Origin of the sequence: Aeromonas sp. 95A, from assembly GCF_051919235.1 — a bacterium.
GTDB classification, from domain to species: Bacteria; Pseudomonadota; Gammaproteobacteria; order Enterobacterales; family Aeromonadaceae; genus Aeromonas; species Aeromonas veronii.
Window position 1 is genome coordinate 400,333 of the sequence record NZ_JBQBFC010000001.1, and the last position, 16,234, is coordinate 416,566.

At 60.7% G+C, this 16,234-nt stretch carries 12 protein-coding genes and 2 pseudogenes; 10 read left to right on the forward strand and 4 right to left on the reverse strand.

Annotated features, from left to right (window positions below; genetic code table 11):
- The first annotated feature begins 20 nt into the window (after positions 1-20).
- The 5 genes from ACTG2U_RS01795 to nfo all read left to right on the forward strand — a co-directional run bounded on the left by ACTG2U_RS01795 (position 21) and on the right by nfo (position 5,451).
- Positions 21-398, forward strand: a complete 378-nt coding sequence (locus ACTG2U_RS01795) for a YbaN family protein (protein ID WP_064335934.1) — start codon at positions 21-23, stop codon at positions 396-398.
- A 134-nt stretch (positions 399-532) separates the two neighbouring features.
- Positions 533-1,078 (forward strand): adenine phosphoribosyltransferase, encoded by a 546-nt coding sequence (gene apt, locus ACTG2U_RS01800; RefSeq protein WP_005352403.1) that lies wholly within the window; start codon positions 533-535, stop codon positions 1,076-1,078.
- A 172-nt stretch (positions 1,079-1,250) separates the two neighbouring features.
- Complete coding sequence (gene dnaX / locus ACTG2U_RS01805; protein WP_439973936.1) at positions 1,251-3,842, forward strand: DNA polymerase III subunit gamma/tau; 2,592 nt, start codon at positions 1,251-1,253, stop codon at positions 3,840-3,842.
- A 114-nt stretch (positions 3,843-3,956) separates the two neighbouring features.
- On the forward strand, positions 3,957-4,286 hold the full coding sequence (locus tag ACTG2U_RS01810) for a YbaB/EbfC family nucleoid-associated protein (RefSeq protein ID WP_005333445.1): 330 nt from the start codon (positions 3,957-3,959) through the stop codon (positions 4,284-4,286).
- A gap of 322 nt (positions 4,287-4,608) precedes the next feature.
- On the forward strand, positions 4,609-5,451 hold the full coding sequence (gene nfo, locus ACTG2U_RS01815) for a deoxyribonuclease IV (protein WP_421316372.1): 843 nt from the start codon (positions 4,609-4,611) through the stop codon (positions 5,449-5,451).
- A 96-nt stretch (positions 5,452-5,547) separates the two neighbouring features.
- On the opposite strand, the gene ACTG2U_RS01820 is transcribed toward nfo, so the two are convergent.
- The gene (locus ACTG2U_RS01820; RefSeq protein ID WP_088868845.1) at positions 5,548-6,453 is read right to left on the reverse strand and encodes a LysR substrate-binding domain-containing protein; all 906 of its coding nucleotides are present in this window, start codon (positions 6,451-6,453) and stop codon (positions 5,548-5,550) included.
- Positions 6,454-6,555: 102 nt separating this feature from the next.
- Between ACTG2U_RS01820 and ACTG2U_RS01825 the strand changes: the two genes are divergently transcribed.
- The 4 genes and pseudogenes from ACTG2U_RS01825 to ACTG2U_RS01840 all read left to right on the forward strand — a co-directional run bounded on the left by ACTG2U_RS01825 (position 6,556) and on the right by ACTG2U_RS01840 (position 10,999).
- Positions 6,556-7,548, forward strand: coding sequence for a TDT family transporter (locus tag ACTG2U_RS01825; RefSeq protein WP_005352390.1), 993 nt, complete (start codon positions 6,556-6,558; stop codon positions 7,546-7,548).
- Between the two features lie 258 nt (positions 7,549-7,806).
- Entirely contained in the window at positions 7,807-8,796 is a 990-nt protein-coding gene (gene lpxM, locus ACTG2U_RS01830; protein ID WP_216963023.1) for a lauroyl-Kdo(2)-lipid IV(A) myristoyltransferase, read from the forward strand.
- Positions 8,797-8,946: 150 nt separating this feature from the next.
- Positions 8,947-9,943 (forward strand): annotated as a pseudogene (locus tag ACTG2U_RS01835) (LpxL/LpxP family acyltransferase).
- Between the two features lie 195 nt (positions 9,944-10,138).
- Positions 10,139-10,999, forward strand: coding sequence for a PA4780 family RIO1-like protein kinase (locus tag ACTG2U_RS01840; protein WP_005352386.1), 861 nt, complete (start codon positions 10,139-10,141; stop codon positions 10,997-10,999).
- Positions 11,000-11,100: 101 nt separating this feature from the next.
- Here ACTG2U_RS01840 and ACTG2U_RS01845 read toward each other — a convergent pair whose 3' ends face one another.
- The 3 genes and pseudogenes from ACTG2U_RS01845 to ACTG2U_RS01855 all read right to left on the reverse strand — a co-directional run bounded on the left by ACTG2U_RS01845 (position 11,101) and on the right by ACTG2U_RS01855 (position 13,629).
- Positions 11,101-11,637 carry a GNAT family N-acetyltransferase gene (locus ACTG2U_RS01845; RefSeq protein WP_429014033.1) on the reverse strand — a complete coding sequence of 179 codons (537 nt, stop codon included), beginning with the start codon at positions 11,635-11,637 and terminating at the stop codon, positions 11,101-11,103.
- Positions 11,634-12,871: pseudogene (locus ACTG2U_RS01850) on the reverse strand (GGDEF domain-containing protein). Before ACTG2U_RS01850 ends, ACTG2U_RS01845 begins: the two are co-directional and overlap by 4 nt.
- A gap of 263 nt (positions 12,872-13,134) precedes the next feature.
- On the reverse strand, positions 13,135-13,629 hold the full coding sequence (locus ACTG2U_RS01855; protein ID WP_302245960.1) for a prolyl-tRNA synthetase associated domain-containing protein: 495 nt from the start codon (positions 13,627-13,629) through the stop codon (positions 13,135-13,137).
- Between the two features lie 166 nt (positions 13,630-13,795).
- Between ACTG2U_RS01855 and ACTG2U_RS01860 the strand changes: the two genes are divergently transcribed.
- Positions 13,796-16,222 (forward strand): DNA polymerase II, encoded by a 2,427-nt coding sequence (locus ACTG2U_RS01860; protein WP_439973937.1) that lies wholly within the window; start codon positions 13,796-13,798, stop codon positions 16,220-16,222.
- The last annotated feature ends 12 nt before the right edge of the window (positions 16,223-16,234 follow it).

The window sequence follows — 16,234 nt, forward strand, 5'->3', positions numbered from 1 at the left end:
AAATCACGCAAGGAGACGGAATGAAGCGTTGGTGTCTGATGGCGCTCGGGTGGCTGGCATTTGCCACCGGTATTGTGGGCATTGTGCTGCCGCTCTTGCCGACTACCCCCTTCATGTTGCTGGCTGCCGCTTTGTTTGCCCGCTCGTCGCCCCGTTTTCATCGCTGGCTGTTGACCCATCCCTGGTTTGGCCCGCCCATCGTGGATTGGCAACAGTATCGCGGCATTCGTCGTCAGGCCAGACGGCGCGCCATTATCTTCATTTTGCTCACCTTTTCGGTGTCGCTGGCGGTGGTGCCACTGCTGTGGGTCAAGGGGTTGCTGGTTATCATAATGGTGATCCTGCTCACCTGGTTAATGCGCCTGCCGGTGCTGGAGCCAGTTGCAATGGTGAAGTGAAGTCCCTAAGCTATTGCAGCAATAATGCTATGGAGTCGGCCTGTCATTTTTGCGTGACAGGCTTTTTTATTTCCCGCAGAAGGGAATTGAGAAAAAATGGCCACCCCTGGGTCAAAAAAATAAGCGGTCAACACATGAATCCGGAAACCCTGAAATTTATCGAAGCAAGCATCAAGACCATTCCCGACTATCCGAAGCCGGGCATTCTGTTTCGTGACATCACCAGCCTGATCGAGAACGCCGAGGCCTTCAAGGCCACCATCGATCTGCTGGCCAATCATTATCGTGATCAAGGGATCACCAAGATTGTTGGCACCGAAGCCCGCGGCTTCATCTTTGGCGCACCGGTTGCCTATGCCATGGGGCTGGGCTTCGTGCCGGTCCGCAAGCCGGGCAAGCTGCCGCGCGAAGTGATCGAGGAGTCCTATGCCCTCGAGTACGGCACCGACACCCTGCAACTGCACACCGATGCCATCGTGCCCGGTGACAAGGTGCTGGTCGTGGACGATCTGCTGGCGACCGGCGGTACCGTCGATGCGACCGTCAAGCTAATCCGCCGTGCTGGTGGTGAAGTTGCCGATGCGGCCTTTATCATCTCCCTGCCGTCTCTGGGTGGCGATGCCCGCCTGACTGCCGCTGGCATCAAGGTGGTCTCACTGGTCGAGCTGGCCGGCGAGTAATGCCTCTTCGGCCCGATCCTCTGCATCGGGCCTGCATTGAACCGGTGCCCTTGCGGGCATCGGTTTGAAAATCAAGCGATCCCTCCCGCTCTGACCGATAGCCGATACAGCCAGCCCGCCATTTGTGTTAGCATCCGGCCTCAATGCCCTGTCTTCCCTGCATGATGGATTTATGAGCTATCAGGTTCTGGCGCGTAAATGGCGCCCCCATACGTTTGAACAAGTGGTAGGCCAGCAACATGTGCTGACCGCCTTGACCAACGCCCTGGATCAGGGACGGCTGCATCACGCCTATCTGCTGAGCGGTACCCGCGGGGTCGGCAAGACCACCATCGCCCGTATTCTGGCCAAGAGCCTCAACTGCGAGCAGGGGATCAGCAGCCACCCGTGCGGTGTCTGTGATACCTGCCGTGAGATCGATCAGGGTAACTTTGTCGACTTGCTGGAGATTGACGCGGCGTCCCGTACCAAGGTGGAAGATACCCGCGAGCTGCTCGACAACGTGCAATACCGTCCGGCCCGTGGCCGCTTCAAGGTCTACCTCATCGATGAAGTGCACATGTTGTCGCGCCACAGCTTCAACGCGCTGCTGAAAACCCTGGAAGAGCCCCCCCCCTATGTGAAGTTTCTGCTGGCCACCACGGATCCGCAGAAGTTGCCCATTACCATTCTCTCGCGCTGCCTGCAGTTTCATCTGAAGAGTCTGGATCAGACCCAGATCGCCAAGCAGCTCGAATGGGTGCTGGATCAGGAGGGGCAGCCCTTCGAACCACGCGCCCTGCTGGCCCTGGCCAAAGCCGCCGACGGCAGTATGCGAGATGCCCTGAGCCTGACCGATCAGGCGCTGGCCCACGGCAATGGCAGCGTGCGCCTCGAGAGCGTGCTGGCGATGCTGGGCACGCTCGATCACCGCCATCTGCACCAGCTGCTGGAAGCCATTTTGCGGCAAGATGCCCCCGCGACTATGGCCAAGATCACCGAGATCGCCACCCTGGGCCCCGATTTTGATCAGCTCCACGCCGAGCTGGAAGGTTTGCTCCATCGCATCGCCATGGCGCAACTGCTGCCTGCCAGTGTGCAGGAGCAGGGGGCGGATGCTGATTCCCTGCTGCAACTGGCCAAGGCGATGAGCCCGGAAGAGGTGCAGCTCTGCTACCAGATCGTGCTGGGTGGCCGTAAAGATCTGCCCTGGGCTCCCGATGGCCGCACCGCGCTGGAGATGACCTGCCTGCGGATGCTCGCCTTCTCCCCAAGGCGTGATGCCCTGCATCCGGCCAGCCTCACTGCGTTGCCCCCGTCAATGACGAGCAGTGCGGCGAGCAGTGCCACTCCGGTAGCCTCCTTGCCGGGAAAGCGCCCGGCCGCTGAATCGGCCGCACTGGCACCGATCAGCGGCGCCGTGCCTGCACCGCTAGCCAGCCCTGTTGCCACCAGTGTCGTGCCCGCGGTTGATGTCTCCCTGCCTTCGATGACGGATGACATCGGCAACCCCGCCGACAGCGAGGAGGAGGCGCAAGCTGCCGAGCTGTTCAGCCAGCAGGATGAGCTGCTGCGCGAGGCTGCGGGCATGGGGTATCAACCCGAGCCCGCGTTGCCACATGCGCAGCCCGATGTGCCAGCGCACTCAGCCGAACAATCTGCTGATGCTGATGATCGAGCGCCTGCCGCAGCCGATATGGACTATTCCCGTAGCGAGCCGCTGACCGCCCCCTTCGAGCCCGCGCTCGAACCGACAACCGAGCCGGTTGCCGCACCTGAAGCCGTGTCTGCGGTATCGAGCATGCAGAGCCTGCTTGGCAAGCGAAACATGTTGCGCAGCCGCCAGCGAGGTCAGGATGCCCCGGCGGCGCCTGCGCCGCGCGCAGTACCGGTTGCGCCAGCTCGCCCTGCTGCGCCCGCTACTGCACCGGCCGTCACCCAACAGCCAGCTCCGGTCAGCCAATCGGCCGGGCAGGGGATGGCGGCGATGGGTCACTATGATGATCTGCCGCCAGTGGATCTCTATGGCGACAGTTACGAGCCGCAGGTTGATAACGGCGATTACGAAGAGTACCTCAATCAGGGATTTGCCGAGCAGACTCAGGTGATGAGCCACGCTCCCGTCACGGCACCGGCCCAGCCAACCGATCTGCCACCCTGGGATCTCGACGGGCAGCCGAGCTATCGACCCGGTGAGCGCAGCGCTGCGGCGCCAGCGGTGACGCCCACCCCAGCGACCCAGCCGCCCGTTGCCACTACGGCGGTGGCTGCAGCCCCTGTAACGCAGGATGAACCCCCTCAGCCGGTGATGGAGACCATCGACTGGGATGAGCTCGAGAGCGACAGCGAGCCGCAAGAGGGGGAGGCGACTCGCCTTATCCCCTCCTCGCTACTCAATGGTTGCGGCGATGCTTGGGCCGAGTTGATTGCCCATACTCAGGTGGGGGGTCGGCTGCGTCAGCTGGCCATCAACTCGGTGATGACGCGGGAAGGGGACAAGGTACTGCTAACCCTCAAGCCAGAGCAGCGCCATCTGGTGAGCGACAAGGCGCGCGCCGATCTGGCCGAGATCATCGGGCCAGCGCTGGGTCAACCGGTGCAGGTCGAGGTGACGCTCGGTGTGGTACCTGACAAGGAGACCCCCCTTGAGATCGAACATCGCCTTTATCTCGGGGTGCGCGAGCAGGTGACCCGGGACCTGGAGCAGGATCCCAACGTGCAGTTTTTAGTTCAGCGGTTTGGTGCCGTGCTCCATCACGAGAGCATCGAGCCCCTCAACCGCTAAATTCCGTGGCCGGGAGCTTGCTTCCGGTTGAAAAGCCGTTTGGCTGTCCCCATCTAGGACAGACAAGCCCACAGCCCGGCGCTGGATGCCGGATTTCAAGACGAGAGACGACATATGTTTGGTAAAGGTGGAATGGGGAACCTGATGAAACAGGCCCAACAGATGCAAGAGCGTATGCAGAAGGCGCAGGAGCAGCTGGCTCAGATGGAAGTGACCGGTGAAGCCGGCGCAGGCATGGTCAAGGTCACCATGACCGGTAGCCACAGCGTCCGTCGCATCGAGATCGACCCCTCCCTGATGGAAGATGACAAGGAGCTGCTGGAAGATCTGGTTGCCGCCGCTTGCAACGATGCCGTACGTCGTGTGGAAGAGCAGAACAAGGCCAAGATGGGCGAACTGACCGGTGGCATGCAACTGCCGCCGGGCTTCAAAATGCCCTTCTAAGGCGACTCTCCCCGCGCATTCTTGCTCCCTTGTCGCTGGCCATTCGGGCCACGGCAAGGGGGACGGCCGAGAGACCCAAAGACGCAGCGTTTTTGCTCAGGCGATACGCTGCGTTTTTTTATGGGCGCCATGTTGGTGTGGACGGGCTCTAACTATCCCTTCTGCGGAGCGGTTGCTAAAGTGCAGGCCGATTACGCCATGAACCGCAGTGCTTCGATTCGCCAAGGTGGCGCTATTTGTCGATACCCGCTATCGGATATCCCGGTTTGGCGTGGCCGGGCTGGATCGGCATAATGGCGGCTTGCCGTATCGAGGAGATTGTATGAAATATATTGGAGCCCACGTCAGTGCGGCCGGCGGGGTGGAGAATACCATCGCCCGCGCCCAGGCCATCGGGGCCAACGCGTTTGCCCTCTTTACCAAGAATCAACGTCAGTGGCAGGCGGCCCCCTTGTCGGATGCCACCATCCGTGCCTTCAAGGCGGCCTGTGACAAGGCCGGTTTTCTGCCGGAGCAGATCCTGCCTCACGACAGTTACCTCATCAATCTGGGCCACCCGGATCCCGATGGTCTGGCCAAATCCCGCGATGCGTTTCTCGACGAGATGAAGCGCTGCGAGCAGCTGGGGCTTTGCTATCTGAACTTCCACCCCGGTAGCCATCTCAAGCAGATCCCTGAGGCGACCAGCCTCAAGTTGGTGAGCGAGTCCATCAACTGGGCGTTGGAGCGCAGTGAAGGGGTGACGGCGGTGATCGAGAATACCGCCGGGCAGGGGACCAACCTCGGCTGGTCGTTCGAGCACCTCGCCACCATCATCGAGGGGGTGGAGGACAAGAGCCGGGTCGGGATCTGTTTCGATACCTGCCACGCCTTTGCCGCCGGCTACGATCTGCGCACCGCCGAGAGCTGCGCTGCCGTCTTTGCCGAGTTCGACCGCACGGTGGGTTTTCATTATCTCAAGGGGATGCATATCAACGGCGCCAAGTGCACTTTCGGCAGTCGGGTCGACCGCCATCACAGCTTGCGGGAGGGCAATCTGGGGGAGGCTGTTTTCCACCACATCATGAATGATGATCGCTTCGATCGCATTCCGCTGATCCTCGAGACCATAGACGAGTCCATCTGGGGCGAGGAGATCAGCTGGTTGCGCAGTCTGGCGAAGTGATACCGAGCAATCGAATCAAAGAGGGGGGGCCGCGGCTCCCTCTCTGCTTTTTCCGTTATTGGCGGGCGAGCCTGCCAGTGGCGCTCCGAGCGGGCGTTACTCTGGGCAGCTCACCTCGGCATCCTTCACTTGAGCCCGGCAGAAGTGGATAAAGTGGCGCAGGGAGGTGGAGTGGTACTTCTGCTTGTGCCAGATAAGGGAGAGCTGGCGCGGGAAGCGACGGGAGAGGGGCAGGGCGATCAGCCGCCCATCTGCCAGGCGATCCGAGGCTGCCAGCCGGGAGATAAAGGAGATGCCAAGCCCCTTCTCCACCGCCAGCATCACCGCCTCCAGGGTGTTGAGTTCAAGCCCTGGTTGCCAGCGGGGCAGCTCGGGCTGGATCTGCTGGATAAATTGCTCGCGGCTGCCCGATTGCGCTTCACGCAATACCCAGGTCTCGCCCCCCAGACGGGAGAGGGAGAGCTCCTTCTTGTTGGCAAGCGGGTGACCGGGTGGGGCCACCACCAGCATCTCGTCCTGCAGCCAGGGTTCGGCGAGCAGGTCGGGGTGGTGGTTCTCCCCCTCGATCAGTGCCATATCCAGCTCGAAGTTGGCCAGCGCATGGCAGAGCAGGTGAGTGTTGTTGATGGTCACCTTGGGGGGGAGTCCCAGCTCCTGTTTGCTGCTGGCGAGCAGGGTGGGGAGCAGGTAGTTGCCGATGGTCTGGCTGGCACCAAGGCGCAGCTGGCCGCTCGGTTCGGCATCGGGACTGAACAGGTTCTCGATATCCTGCATCCGGGTCAGCAGCTCTTCGGCGGCCGGTTGCAGCAGGCGCCCCTCGTTGTTGAGCTGCAATCTGGGGTGAATGCGGTCAAACAACGGGGTGGAGAGCTGGCGCTCCAGCTCCTGCAGCGACTGGGAGACGGCCCCCTTGCTCAGGCAGAGCTCGTTGGCGGCAAGGCCAAGGTTTCCATAGCGGGCAATGGTGGCGAACACTTTCAGCTGCTGCAGGGTCAGTTTCATCGTGTTTGGTTTTCCTGAATGATTGATTTAATTCATTTAGATATCGTAAACGATAAGGGGGCATTATCCTATCGCCATAGTCATCAATAGAAAGGTGTCATCATGATCGCAAGAACCCGTAAATCACTGGCTGCCGCCCCAACCCCCATGGCGGGTCTGGCGCTGGGCATCGCCAGCCTTGGTTGGTGTTGGGAAAATGCCGGTCACTTCGATGGCCGGATGCAACTGCTGGGCGCTGCCATTGCGGCCGTGCTGCTGGTGATCCTGACCTTCAAGTTTCTGCTTCACCCCCGCCTGCTGTTGCAGGATCTCGCTCACCCCGTGGTGGGCAGTGTGGTTCCGACCTATGCCATGGGCACCATGGTGGTCTCCAAAGCGCTCGGTATGATTGCGCCGCAAGCGGGCGAGGCACTCTGGCTGTTTGCCGTGGCGGTTCATCTGCTGTTCCTGGCCACCTTTATCTGGCATCGCGCCAAAGAGTTTGAAATCCACCACATGGTGCCGAGCTGGTTCGTGCCGCCGGTGGGCATCATCGTTGCTGACGTCGCCTTCCCGGGTGGTCAGTTTGCCCCGCTGGCTAACGGCTTGCTCTGGTTCGGGATCATATGCTACGGCCTGATGCTGCCGCTGATGCTCTATCGCCTGATCTTCAGCCATGAAGTGCCGGATGCCGCCAAACCGACCATCGCCATTCTGGCTGCCCCTGCCAGCCTCTCTCTGGCCGGTTACCTGACCGTCAGCCAGGAGCCGTCACTGCTGCTGGTGGCCGTGCTGTTGGGGATCGCCATCCTGATGACCGGTATCATCTATCTGGCCTTCATCAAACTGCTGCGTCTGCCCTTCTCGCCGGGTTATGCCGCCTTCACCTTCCCGCTGGTGATCGGTGCCACCGCCCTGTTCAAAGTGGCTCATCTGGTGGAAGGGTTTGCGCAAGGGAGTCACTACGTCGAGCAGATCAGACTGCTGGCCCACTTCGAGCTGGGGGTGGCTACCGTGATCGTCGGGTATGTGGCACTGCGTTACCTGATGTTTTTTCTGCCGCAGCGTAATACCGAAATGAATAACGGCATGGCCCGCCAGGGTGCTCACCGTTAAATCTTGAAGAAGATGTGACATCGGGAAATGGATAAGCAGTGCGCTCCGAGAGCGACGGGATAAACGACCAGTCATACGATGGATGGACAAAGAGCCTCCACCCTGGTTGTGTAACGAGCAAAATGCCCCGCAGTGCGGGGCATTTTTTTATGGTTTTTTGATGTGGCACCTGTGGCGGGCTATTTGCCATGGATTTAACTGGTATTACCTGTCAGGACGACTACAATGCAGCACCACTTTTTCGCTCGACCCCAATACATGTCGTCCCAAGATCCCGTATTTGACTCCTCTTTTGAAGCTCGTTTTCTGCATCCCCGCTACTGGTTCAGCTGGCTGGCGCTCGGCGTGCTGATGTTGCTCGCCTTTGTGCCGGTGCGATTGCGCGACCGTTTGGCCGAAGCCTTGGCACCGCTGGTGTTTCGTATCTCGAAAAAACAGATCTATATCGCCAGAACCAATCTGGAGATATGTTTTCCGGACAAGAGCCCGGAAGAGCGGGATGCGATTGCACTGACCTCGATCCGGGTTGGCCTCAAGAGTCTGTTGGGATTTGGCGAGTTCACCATGCGCAGTCAGCGTTATCTGATGAGCCGGATGCAGGTGATCGGTTGGGAGCATATCGAGGCGGAGCGGACGGCCGGCCGTCCGGTGATCCTGGTGGTGCCCCATACCTGGCCGGTGGATGCCGCCGGTTACTGCTTCACCCAGCGCGGGGTGCCCATGTGTACCATGATGAAGCGGGCGCGCAATCCGGTGTTTGACTGGCACCTCAACCGTGCACGAGCCAAGAACGGTTGCCGCGTCTATGAGCGCAGCGCCGGGATCAAGGCGGTGATCAGAACCATCAAGAGCGGTCGCAGCTTCTTCTATCTGCCGGATCAGGATCATGGCCGCGAGAAGAGCATCTTCGCCCCCTTCTTTGGCTATCCCAAAGCGACCCTGCCTGCCTTGCCCCGTCTGGTGCAGGTCAGTGGCGCCAAGGCGGTGCCGCTGCTCGCCTGCTATGACGAAGCGAACCACTGCTACCGGCTGGAGATTGAGGCACCGTTCGACAACTATCCCACCGAGGATGTGATGGCCGATACCTGTCGGATGAACGACATGGTGCAACAGCAGCTGATGCGCCATCCGGGCCAGTACATGTGGTTCCTCAAGATCTTCGATACCCGTCAGGATCAGGAGGGGCTGGATGGCCTTTACGAGGCGGGGATCCAGCGGATCCGCAAGGGATTGTCGCCCCACGGCTGACCCAGAATTTGCGTTGATTGAAATGGCCCCAGGTGGGCCATTTTTTATGATAACTAGTCTGATCAGTGCCTTGCAGGTCGATGGCCAGCCTCCCCAGGGTAGAAAAAAATGTCAGGATAACTACAATAACCGTTTGTTTTTGATGACTTGATGGCCGCCATGTCTGCGTTAGATCCGGTATTTGATACCTCATTTCATAGCCGCCTGCTGCATCCCAAATGGTGGGGCAGCTGGTGTGCGCTGGGCCTGCTTTCCCTGCTGGCATTTACCCCCGCGAGACTGAGGGATCGCTTTGCCGATATGGTCTCTCCAACCCTGCTGCGTTTTTCGAAAAAGCAGGCCTATATCGCCGATACCAACCTCAAAGATCTGCTTTCCCGAGCTGGATGCCGCAGCACGTCAGGCGCTGCTGCTCAAATCGATCCGGGTCGGGCTCAAGACCTTTATGGGCTTTGGCGAGCTCAGCTGGCGCAGCAAGGCGCGGCTGACCCGCCGCATCAAGGTCACCGGCTGGGAGCATGTGCAAGCGGAGCAGGCTGCGGACCGCCCGGTGATCCTGGTGGTGCCTCATACCTGGGCGGTCGACATGATTGGCCGCTACTTCTCCATGATGGGCATTGAGATGTGCACCATGATGAAGAGCCCGAAAGATCAGGTGTTCGACTGGTACATCAACCGCGAGCGGGCCAAAGGGGGCAAGGTGTATGAGCGCAGCGCCGGGATCAAGCCGGCGATCAAGTCGATCCGCGCTGGTGCCAGTTTCTTCTACCTGCCAGATCAGGATCACGGCCGCGAGGCGAGTGTGTTTGTTCCCTTCTTTGGCCGCCCCAAGGCAACCCTGCCTGCGTTGCCCAAGCTGGTGAAGCTGACCGGTGCCAGAGCGGTGCCCATCTTCGCCAGCTATGACGAGGATGAGGGGCGCTATCTGCTGGAGATCGAGCCGCCGTTTGACCCTTATCCCACCGCCGATCTGCTGGCAGACGTCAATGCCATGAACCGGGTGGTGGAGATGCAGGTGGCACGCCATCCCGAGCAGTACATGTGGTTTCTCAAGATCTTCGAAACCCTGGAGCATCAGGAGGGGGATGACGGACTCTATGAAGCGGGGATCCAGCGCATTCGTCAGGGCTTGCCGCCCGAACCTTGAAAATTGGCCCGCTTGCGGGCCATTTTTGTTGGCACAGGGGCCTTTCGTATTTGGTCTGCTGCTGGTGGTTTTTAAGGCGAACGGGTGGACAAAAACAGCGCAAACAGGGGATAACAGGGTGTCTTATGAAAGGGAGAGGCAGGTGAGCGTGCGCGGAGCTATCTTCGAGAGCGGAAATAGGGTAAAAGGGCGGCCATGAAAATTCCAAATCGAATCCAACCTCTGGTTGATGACGGCCTGGTCGATGAGGTCGTCAGCCGGTTGATGAGCGGCAAAGAGGCCGACGTCTATGTGGTGCGCTGCGGCGACGAGATCCGCTGCGCCAAAGTCTATAAAGAGGCGTCCAAGCGCAGCTTCAAGCAGGCCGTGGTCTATCAGGAGGGGCGCAAGGTGCGTAACAGCCGCAGCGCTCGCGCCATGGAGAAGGGCTCCAAGTACGGCCGCAAGCAGCATGAAGAGGTGTGGCAGAACACCGAGGTCGACGCCCTGTTCAAGCTGGCGGCGGCCGGTGTGCGGGTGCCGCAGCCCTATGTCTGCCTCGATGGTGTCCTCTTGATGGAACTTATCACCGATGAGGATGGCAATGTCGCGCCGCGCCTCAACGATGTGGCACTCACCCCCGAGCAGGCGGTTATTGATCACCACAAGGTGATCCGCTATGTGGTGCGGATGCTCTGCGCCGGTCTTATCCACGGCGATCTCTCCGAGTTCAATGTGCTGGTGGATGAACAGGGCCCCGTCATCATCGACCTGCCCCAGGTGGTGGATGCCGCCGCCAACAACCAGGCCAAGGCGATGCTGGAGCGGGACGTCAACAACATGCGCAACTACTACGGTATGTATGCCCCCGAGCTGCTCAAGACCCGTTATGCCCAGGAGATGTGGGCGCTGTTTGAAGATGGCAAACTCACCCCCGAGAGCGAGCTGACCGGTCACTTTGAAGAGAGCCGCGCCGCCATCGATCTCGATTCGGTGCTGCAGGAGATTGAGAGCGCCGAGGAGGAGGCCTATGCCCGTCAGGCCCGGATGAAGGCGGAGCAGGAAGACAGCTACTAACGGTCTTGCCACGTTCGCAAAAAGAGCGCCTTCGGGGCGCTCTTTTTGTTGGAGTCTCGGTTGAGGTCATCATACCTGTAACTGATCACTGGCTGCTGTAGTCAATAGACCTGATGTTGTCGGGCCGTGCAGGGGGCTAGCTGATACATCTCCAGCCAGTTGCGATCCCCCGGATGGAAGCGCCGCCCCAGCAACACGCCACCGGCGGCCGTAATGACCTTGCGGGAAGCCAGATTGTCTTGGTCACAGCAGATCAGCACCGGTGCTGCCAGCACCTGTTGTTGCACCCAGCGCAGCAGCACGGTCGCGGCCCCTTCGCCACGGCGAGAGGGGCGGGTTTCGTAACCGATATGACCCAGCCACTGGCGGGTTGCCTCATTGTCACCGTGACGCAGGCGCAGGGTGGCGATGATCTCCTCGCCATCGAGGGCAAAATAGGTGGTGGTCGGCAGGTATCCACTGGGCAAGTTGCACCCTTCTGCGTGATCCAGCAGGCTCTGTAGCCAGCCGTCCGGGTCAAATTGCGCCACCTGATAGAGCGGCTGTCCGTCCTCGGCGCATTCGGTGACATAGCGCCAGTAAGCCGGGGCATCTGCCAGTCTGGCCGGTCGGCACTGCAGAGCGAGAACTGCGCTCATGACAGGAGCGCGCAGGGCGGCAGCGGCTGCGGCTCGTTGTGGTGGAGCTCCTGCACGCAGGCCCGTTGCCTCCCAGCCTGTTTGGCGGCGTAAAGGGCCTGATCCGCGCGCAGGTAGGCCGCTTCAAACCCCTCGTCAGGGGGCAGCGAGGTGAGGCCGATGCTGAGGCTGATGGGGCCACCGGCCAGCGCCTGGGTCGCCTCGGCGATCTGCTGTTGCAGGCTGTGATAGTAGTCGGGCAGGGTCTGCGGGTCCGCCATCAACAGCAGGGCCAGCTCATCGCCGCCAAGCCGACCGGCCATGCCCTCGGCAGGCAGGGTATTGGCGATCACCCGACCCACGGCCCGCAGCATGGCATCACCGGCGGGGTGGCCGTGGCGGTCGTTGATCTGTTTGAAGTTGTCCAGATCGATCAGTAGCAGCTGGCTAGGGCTAGCCATCTCGCGTGCACGCAGGGCCACCTGGCGCTCGAAATAGTGGCGGCTGAACAGGCCGGTCAGCTCATCCTGATTGGCGCGCCGCTCCAGCTTGCGCTGGGTGGCCAGCAGGGCTTGCTGCTGGCGGGTGTGGACCAGGCTCAGCAGCAGATAACTGCGGGCGATGGTAAAGAGCAGGCTGAGCAGGATCACAGGCCCGAGCAGCGGGTCGGTGAAGGAGTTGGCCGCCAGCTCCGGCTGCCAGAGATGTTTGACGATCCGCAGCAGTTGCAACAGCAGTTGCAGGCCGAGCAGCAGAATGGCAAAGCGCAGCACCCGATAGACGGGGCCAGCCGCTGGTAGCGCCAGAGCTGCCAGATAAGCAGCGCAATCTGTAGCGAAAGCACGCCGGAGAGCACGATGATCCGGCTGTGCACATCAAAGAGGGGTTGCTGCAGGGCGGTCAGGGCAAACAGGACGAAACCGCCGAGGGTAACGGTGGGCAGCAGCCAGCCCAGTTGGTCGGCTTCACGGCGAAAGAAGTGGCGCATCCCCCGTTCATAGAGCAGGGTGGTCGACATCAACAGCAGGTTGGTGCAGAGAATATTGGCAAGGGATGCATTTCCCTCAAGGGGGCGCAGCAGCAGGCAGCAAAAAGCCCCTGCGATCACCAGTTCCCCCGCTGACCAGTAGATCAATGCCCTGATCTGGCGATGGGTGTGCCACATGGCGGCGAAAATGGTGGCGACCCCCACATGTGACAGCGTGACGAACAGCACCAGACTCAACAACTGGGCTGAGGAAAACAGACTTGGCATCAAGGGGCTCTCTGGGAAGTCACCTGTGAACGAACAGGCGATGGGGTATCGCCCGCTGGCAGTGGCCGATCACAACATGAATCCAGCCTATTATCAATTGGTTAAATGGCCGAATGTGCTCACCTCCGACTTCTTGCACGATGGCAATTGCTGACTCGATTTATCCGCGCACAAGGAGCCATTTTATTGTCTTATCAGTCAATTTCGATGCGTGAGAGGTGGTTGTGTTGGCGGCAGGGTGAACCCAACCGCCAGCCGTTGTGCTAATCGCAGGTTGCAGCAGGCAAGCGCATTACGATGGCCTCCCTGTCCAGATGGGTCAGCAGACGGCGCACGTCGTTGAGGCGGATGATCAGGGTAGCGGTGTTGACCAGCGGATGGCACTGCACCTGTTCGGCCTGCCAGATGGCCTCGTCCACCACCAGCTCTACCGCTTTTTCCCTGTCGCGCACCATGGCGAGCAGGGTCACCGAGCCCGGGGTAAGGTCGAGCACCGCATCGAGCCGCTCGGGGGAGCCAAAGCTCAGCCGCTTGACGCCGAGCATGGTTGCCAGCGCCTTGAGGTCGACCCGGTGATCCTCCGGACTCACCACCAGAAACAGTCGCTCGCTTTTCGGATCGCGCAAAAAGAGGTTCTTGGTCTTGGCGGCGGGCAGGTCGGGCAGCAATTTGCTCGCCTCCTCACAGGTAAACACCGGGGGATGGTCAAAGCTCTGGTAGGGGATAGCCAGCTGATCCAGCAGGGAATAGATTGCCACAGAGACTCCTTTCGTCGGCGAAGAGTGGTCAGAACGGGATGGGCGGGAATAACGACCGGATCGAGCTTACCAGTTTGACTCCCGCCTCGCAGCCAGCGTGACGATTGCGAGCAGGCACTGTATGAACGTACAATAGTCCCATTCTCGGACAGCCCCTTTACGCTTCATGACTGCAACCCAGCCCACCGTACCCGCCACTCCGCCGCTCGACGGTTTTATCCTGACCCGCCACGGTCGGGACGTGCGCGGTCGCAACGGGCAGGCTGCAACCACCGAAATCGTGATGTGGCTCTGGAGCGCGCAGGGGCCGGTGCGGGTGGTGGTGCCGGGGCAGGAGCCGGTGTTCTTTTTGCCACAGAGCCATATGGCAGAAGCCGCCGAGCTATTCAAAGGGGCCGGGGTGAGCGGGCGGTTTCGCCGCCTGCCGATGCACACTTTCGATGGCCGCCCTGTGGTGGGCTGCTATTTCGCCACCCTGAGTGCCTTTCACCGCGCCATCGAGCTGCTGCTTATTCGCGGGTTGGAGCACTTTGAGGCGGATATCCGGCTGCCGGAGCGGTTTCTGATGGAGCGTTTCATCACAGCTGGTGTGCGTTTCGATGGCCGGGCGGTGAAGAAGGGAGGCAAGCAGGGCTACTGGGAGGTGAACGAGGCGCGCTGCGCGCCGCAGGCGGTGACGCCAACCCTCTCCTGGGTGTCCCTCGACGTGGAGTGCGCCATGGACGGTGCCCTCTTCTCGGTCGGCCTTTACAGCGAACAGGATGCGCGGGTCATCATGATCGGCACCCCGGAATCGGATGCCGAGAGCTGGGGCACTCAGGTCCAGTGGGTAGAGGACGAGAGCGCCCTGCTGAGTGCGCTGGAGAACTGGTTCAGCCTGCATGACCCCGACCTGGTGATTGGTTGGAACGTGGTCAATTTTGACTTTCGCCTGCTGCTACGCCGCGCCGAGCTTAACAAGCGGCGGCTGCGGCTCGGGCGGGGGCGCGAGCTCTGCTTCTGGCGCTCGTCACGGGGCGATCCCCAGACTGGCAACGTCATTATCCCCGGGCGCATGGTGCTCGATGGCATCGATACCCTGAAAAGCGCCACCTGGCAGTTTGCCAGCTATAGCCTGGATGCGGTGGCGAGCGAACTGCTCGGCCGTGGCAAGGATATCGAAGATGTGGCCAATCGGGGGGAGAAGATCACCGAACTGTTCCACTCCGACAAGGAGGCGCTGGCCCGCTACAACCTGGAAGATTGCAAGCTGGTGTGGGAGATCTTCGATTTCTGCCACCTCATCCCGTTTGCCATTGAACGCGCCTCCCTCACCGGCCTGGAGCTGGACAGGGTGGGGGGCTCGGTGGCGGCCTTTACCAACCTCTATCTGCCGCGGCTCCATCGCGGCGGATACGTGGCCCCCAATCTGCCAGCCGACGGTGGGCTCGCAAGCCCAGGTGGCTATGTGATGGACTCCAAACCCGGTCTCTATCGCCATGTGCTGGTACTCGATTTCAAGAGCCTCTATCCCAGCATCATCCGCACCTTCTGCATCGACCCCATGGGGCTCATCGAGGGGCTGCAGCATCCCGAGCACGCTATTCCGGGCTTTCGCGGCGCCATGTTCTCCCGCGAGCGGCACTTCTTGCCGGAGCTCATCGCTACCTTGTGGGCGGCGCGGGATCGGGCCAAGGCCGCCAGCAACAAGGCGCTCTCCCAGGCCATCAAGATCATCATGAACTCTTTCTACGGCGTGCTGGGGTCGGGGGGCTGCCGTTTCTATGATCCGCGCCTTGCCTCATCTATCACCCTGCGTGGCCACAGCATCATGCAGCAGACCCGCGAGTGGATTGAGGCGAAGGGGTTCGAGGTGATCTATGGCGATACCGACTCCACTTTCGTTCATCTGGGGCGCGAGACCAGCCCCGATGAGGCGGACGAGATGGGCCAGCGACTGGCGCAAATGATCAACGATAACTGGGCTGCACTGATCAAGCGCGAGTTCGATCTGCCGAGCTATCTGGAGATCCAGTACGAGACCCACTACCGCCGCTTTCTGATGCCCACCATCCGCGGCTTGGAGAAGGGCAGCAAGAAGCGCTATGCGGGACTGGTTGGCAAGGCCAGCGAGGGGAGTGAACAGCTGGTGTTCAAGGGGCTCGAATCGGTGCGTACCGACTGGACCATGCTGGCCAAGCAATTCCAGACCCGCCTCTATGAGCTGGTGTTTCACGATGAAGATCCCAGCGGCTATGTGCGCACCATGGTGGATGAGACTCGCGCCGGTCGTCACGACGATCTGCTCATCTACCGCAAACGGCTGCGCCAGAAGCTCGAGGAGTATCAGAAGAACGTGCCACCCCATGTGCGGGCGGCGCGGCTGGCCGATGGGGAGAACCTGCGTCGCGGTTTGCCCCTGCGTTATCAGCATCGGGGCTCCATCGCCTATCTGATGACCCTCAATGGCCCCGAACCGCTGGAGTACCGGCGCAGCGCCATCGATTACGAACACTACATAGACAAGCAGTTGCGGCCCATTGCCGATGCCATTCTGCCCTTTATCGGCGAGTCGTTCGACCGGATCTGTGGTCAGCAGCTGGATCTTTTCTGATTGGTGCAAGAT

What these genes read in the sequence shown, in the direction of transcription:
- dnaX (WP_439973936.1), top strand. Translation starts at nt 1,251, where the DNA reads ATGAGCTATCAGGTTCTGGCGCGTAAATGGCGCCCCCATACGTTTGAA.
- ACTG2U_RS01845 (WP_429014033.1), bottom strand. Translation starts at nt 11,637, where the DNA reads ATGAGCGCAGTTCTCGCTCTGCAGTGCCGACCGGCCAGACTGGCAGAT.
- ACTG2U_RS01795 (WP_064335934.1), top strand. Translation starts at nt 21, where the DNA reads ATGAAGCGTTGGTGTCTGATGGCGCTCGGGTGGCTGGCATTTGCCACC.
- ACTG2U_RS01820 (WP_088868845.1), bottom strand. Translation starts at nt 6,453, where the DNA reads ATGAAACTGACCCTGCAGCAGCTGAAAGTGTTCGCCACCATTGCCCGC.
- apt (WP_005352403.1), top strand. Translation starts at nt 533, where the DNA reads ATGAATCCGGAAACCCTGAAATTTATCGAAGCAAGCATCAAGACCATT.
- ACTG2U_RS01825 (WP_005352390.1), top strand. Translation starts at nt 6,556, where the DNA reads ATGATCGCAAGAACCCGTAAATCACTGGCTGCCGCCCCAACCCCCATG.
- ACTG2U_RS01810 (WP_005333445.1), top strand. Translation starts at nt 3,957, where the DNA reads ATGTTTGGTAAAGGTGGAATGGGGAACCTGATGAAACAGGCCCAACAG.
- nfo (WP_421316372.1), top strand. Translation starts at nt 4,609, where the DNA reads ATGAAATATATTGGAGCCCACGTCAGTGCGGCCGGCGGGGTGGAGAAT.
- ACTG2U_RS01840 (WP_005352386.1), top strand. Translation starts at nt 10,139, where the DNA reads ATGAAAATTCCAAATCGAATCCAACCTCTGGTTGATGACGGCCTGGTC.
- ACTG2U_RS01860 (WP_439973937.1), top strand. Translation starts at nt 13,796, where the DNA reads ATGACTGCAACCCAGCCCACCGTACCCGCCACTCCGCCGCTCGACGGT.
- lpxM (WP_216963023.1), top strand. Translation starts at nt 7,807, where the DNA reads ATGTCGTCCCAAGATCCCGTATTTGACTCCTCTTTTGAAGCTCGTTTT.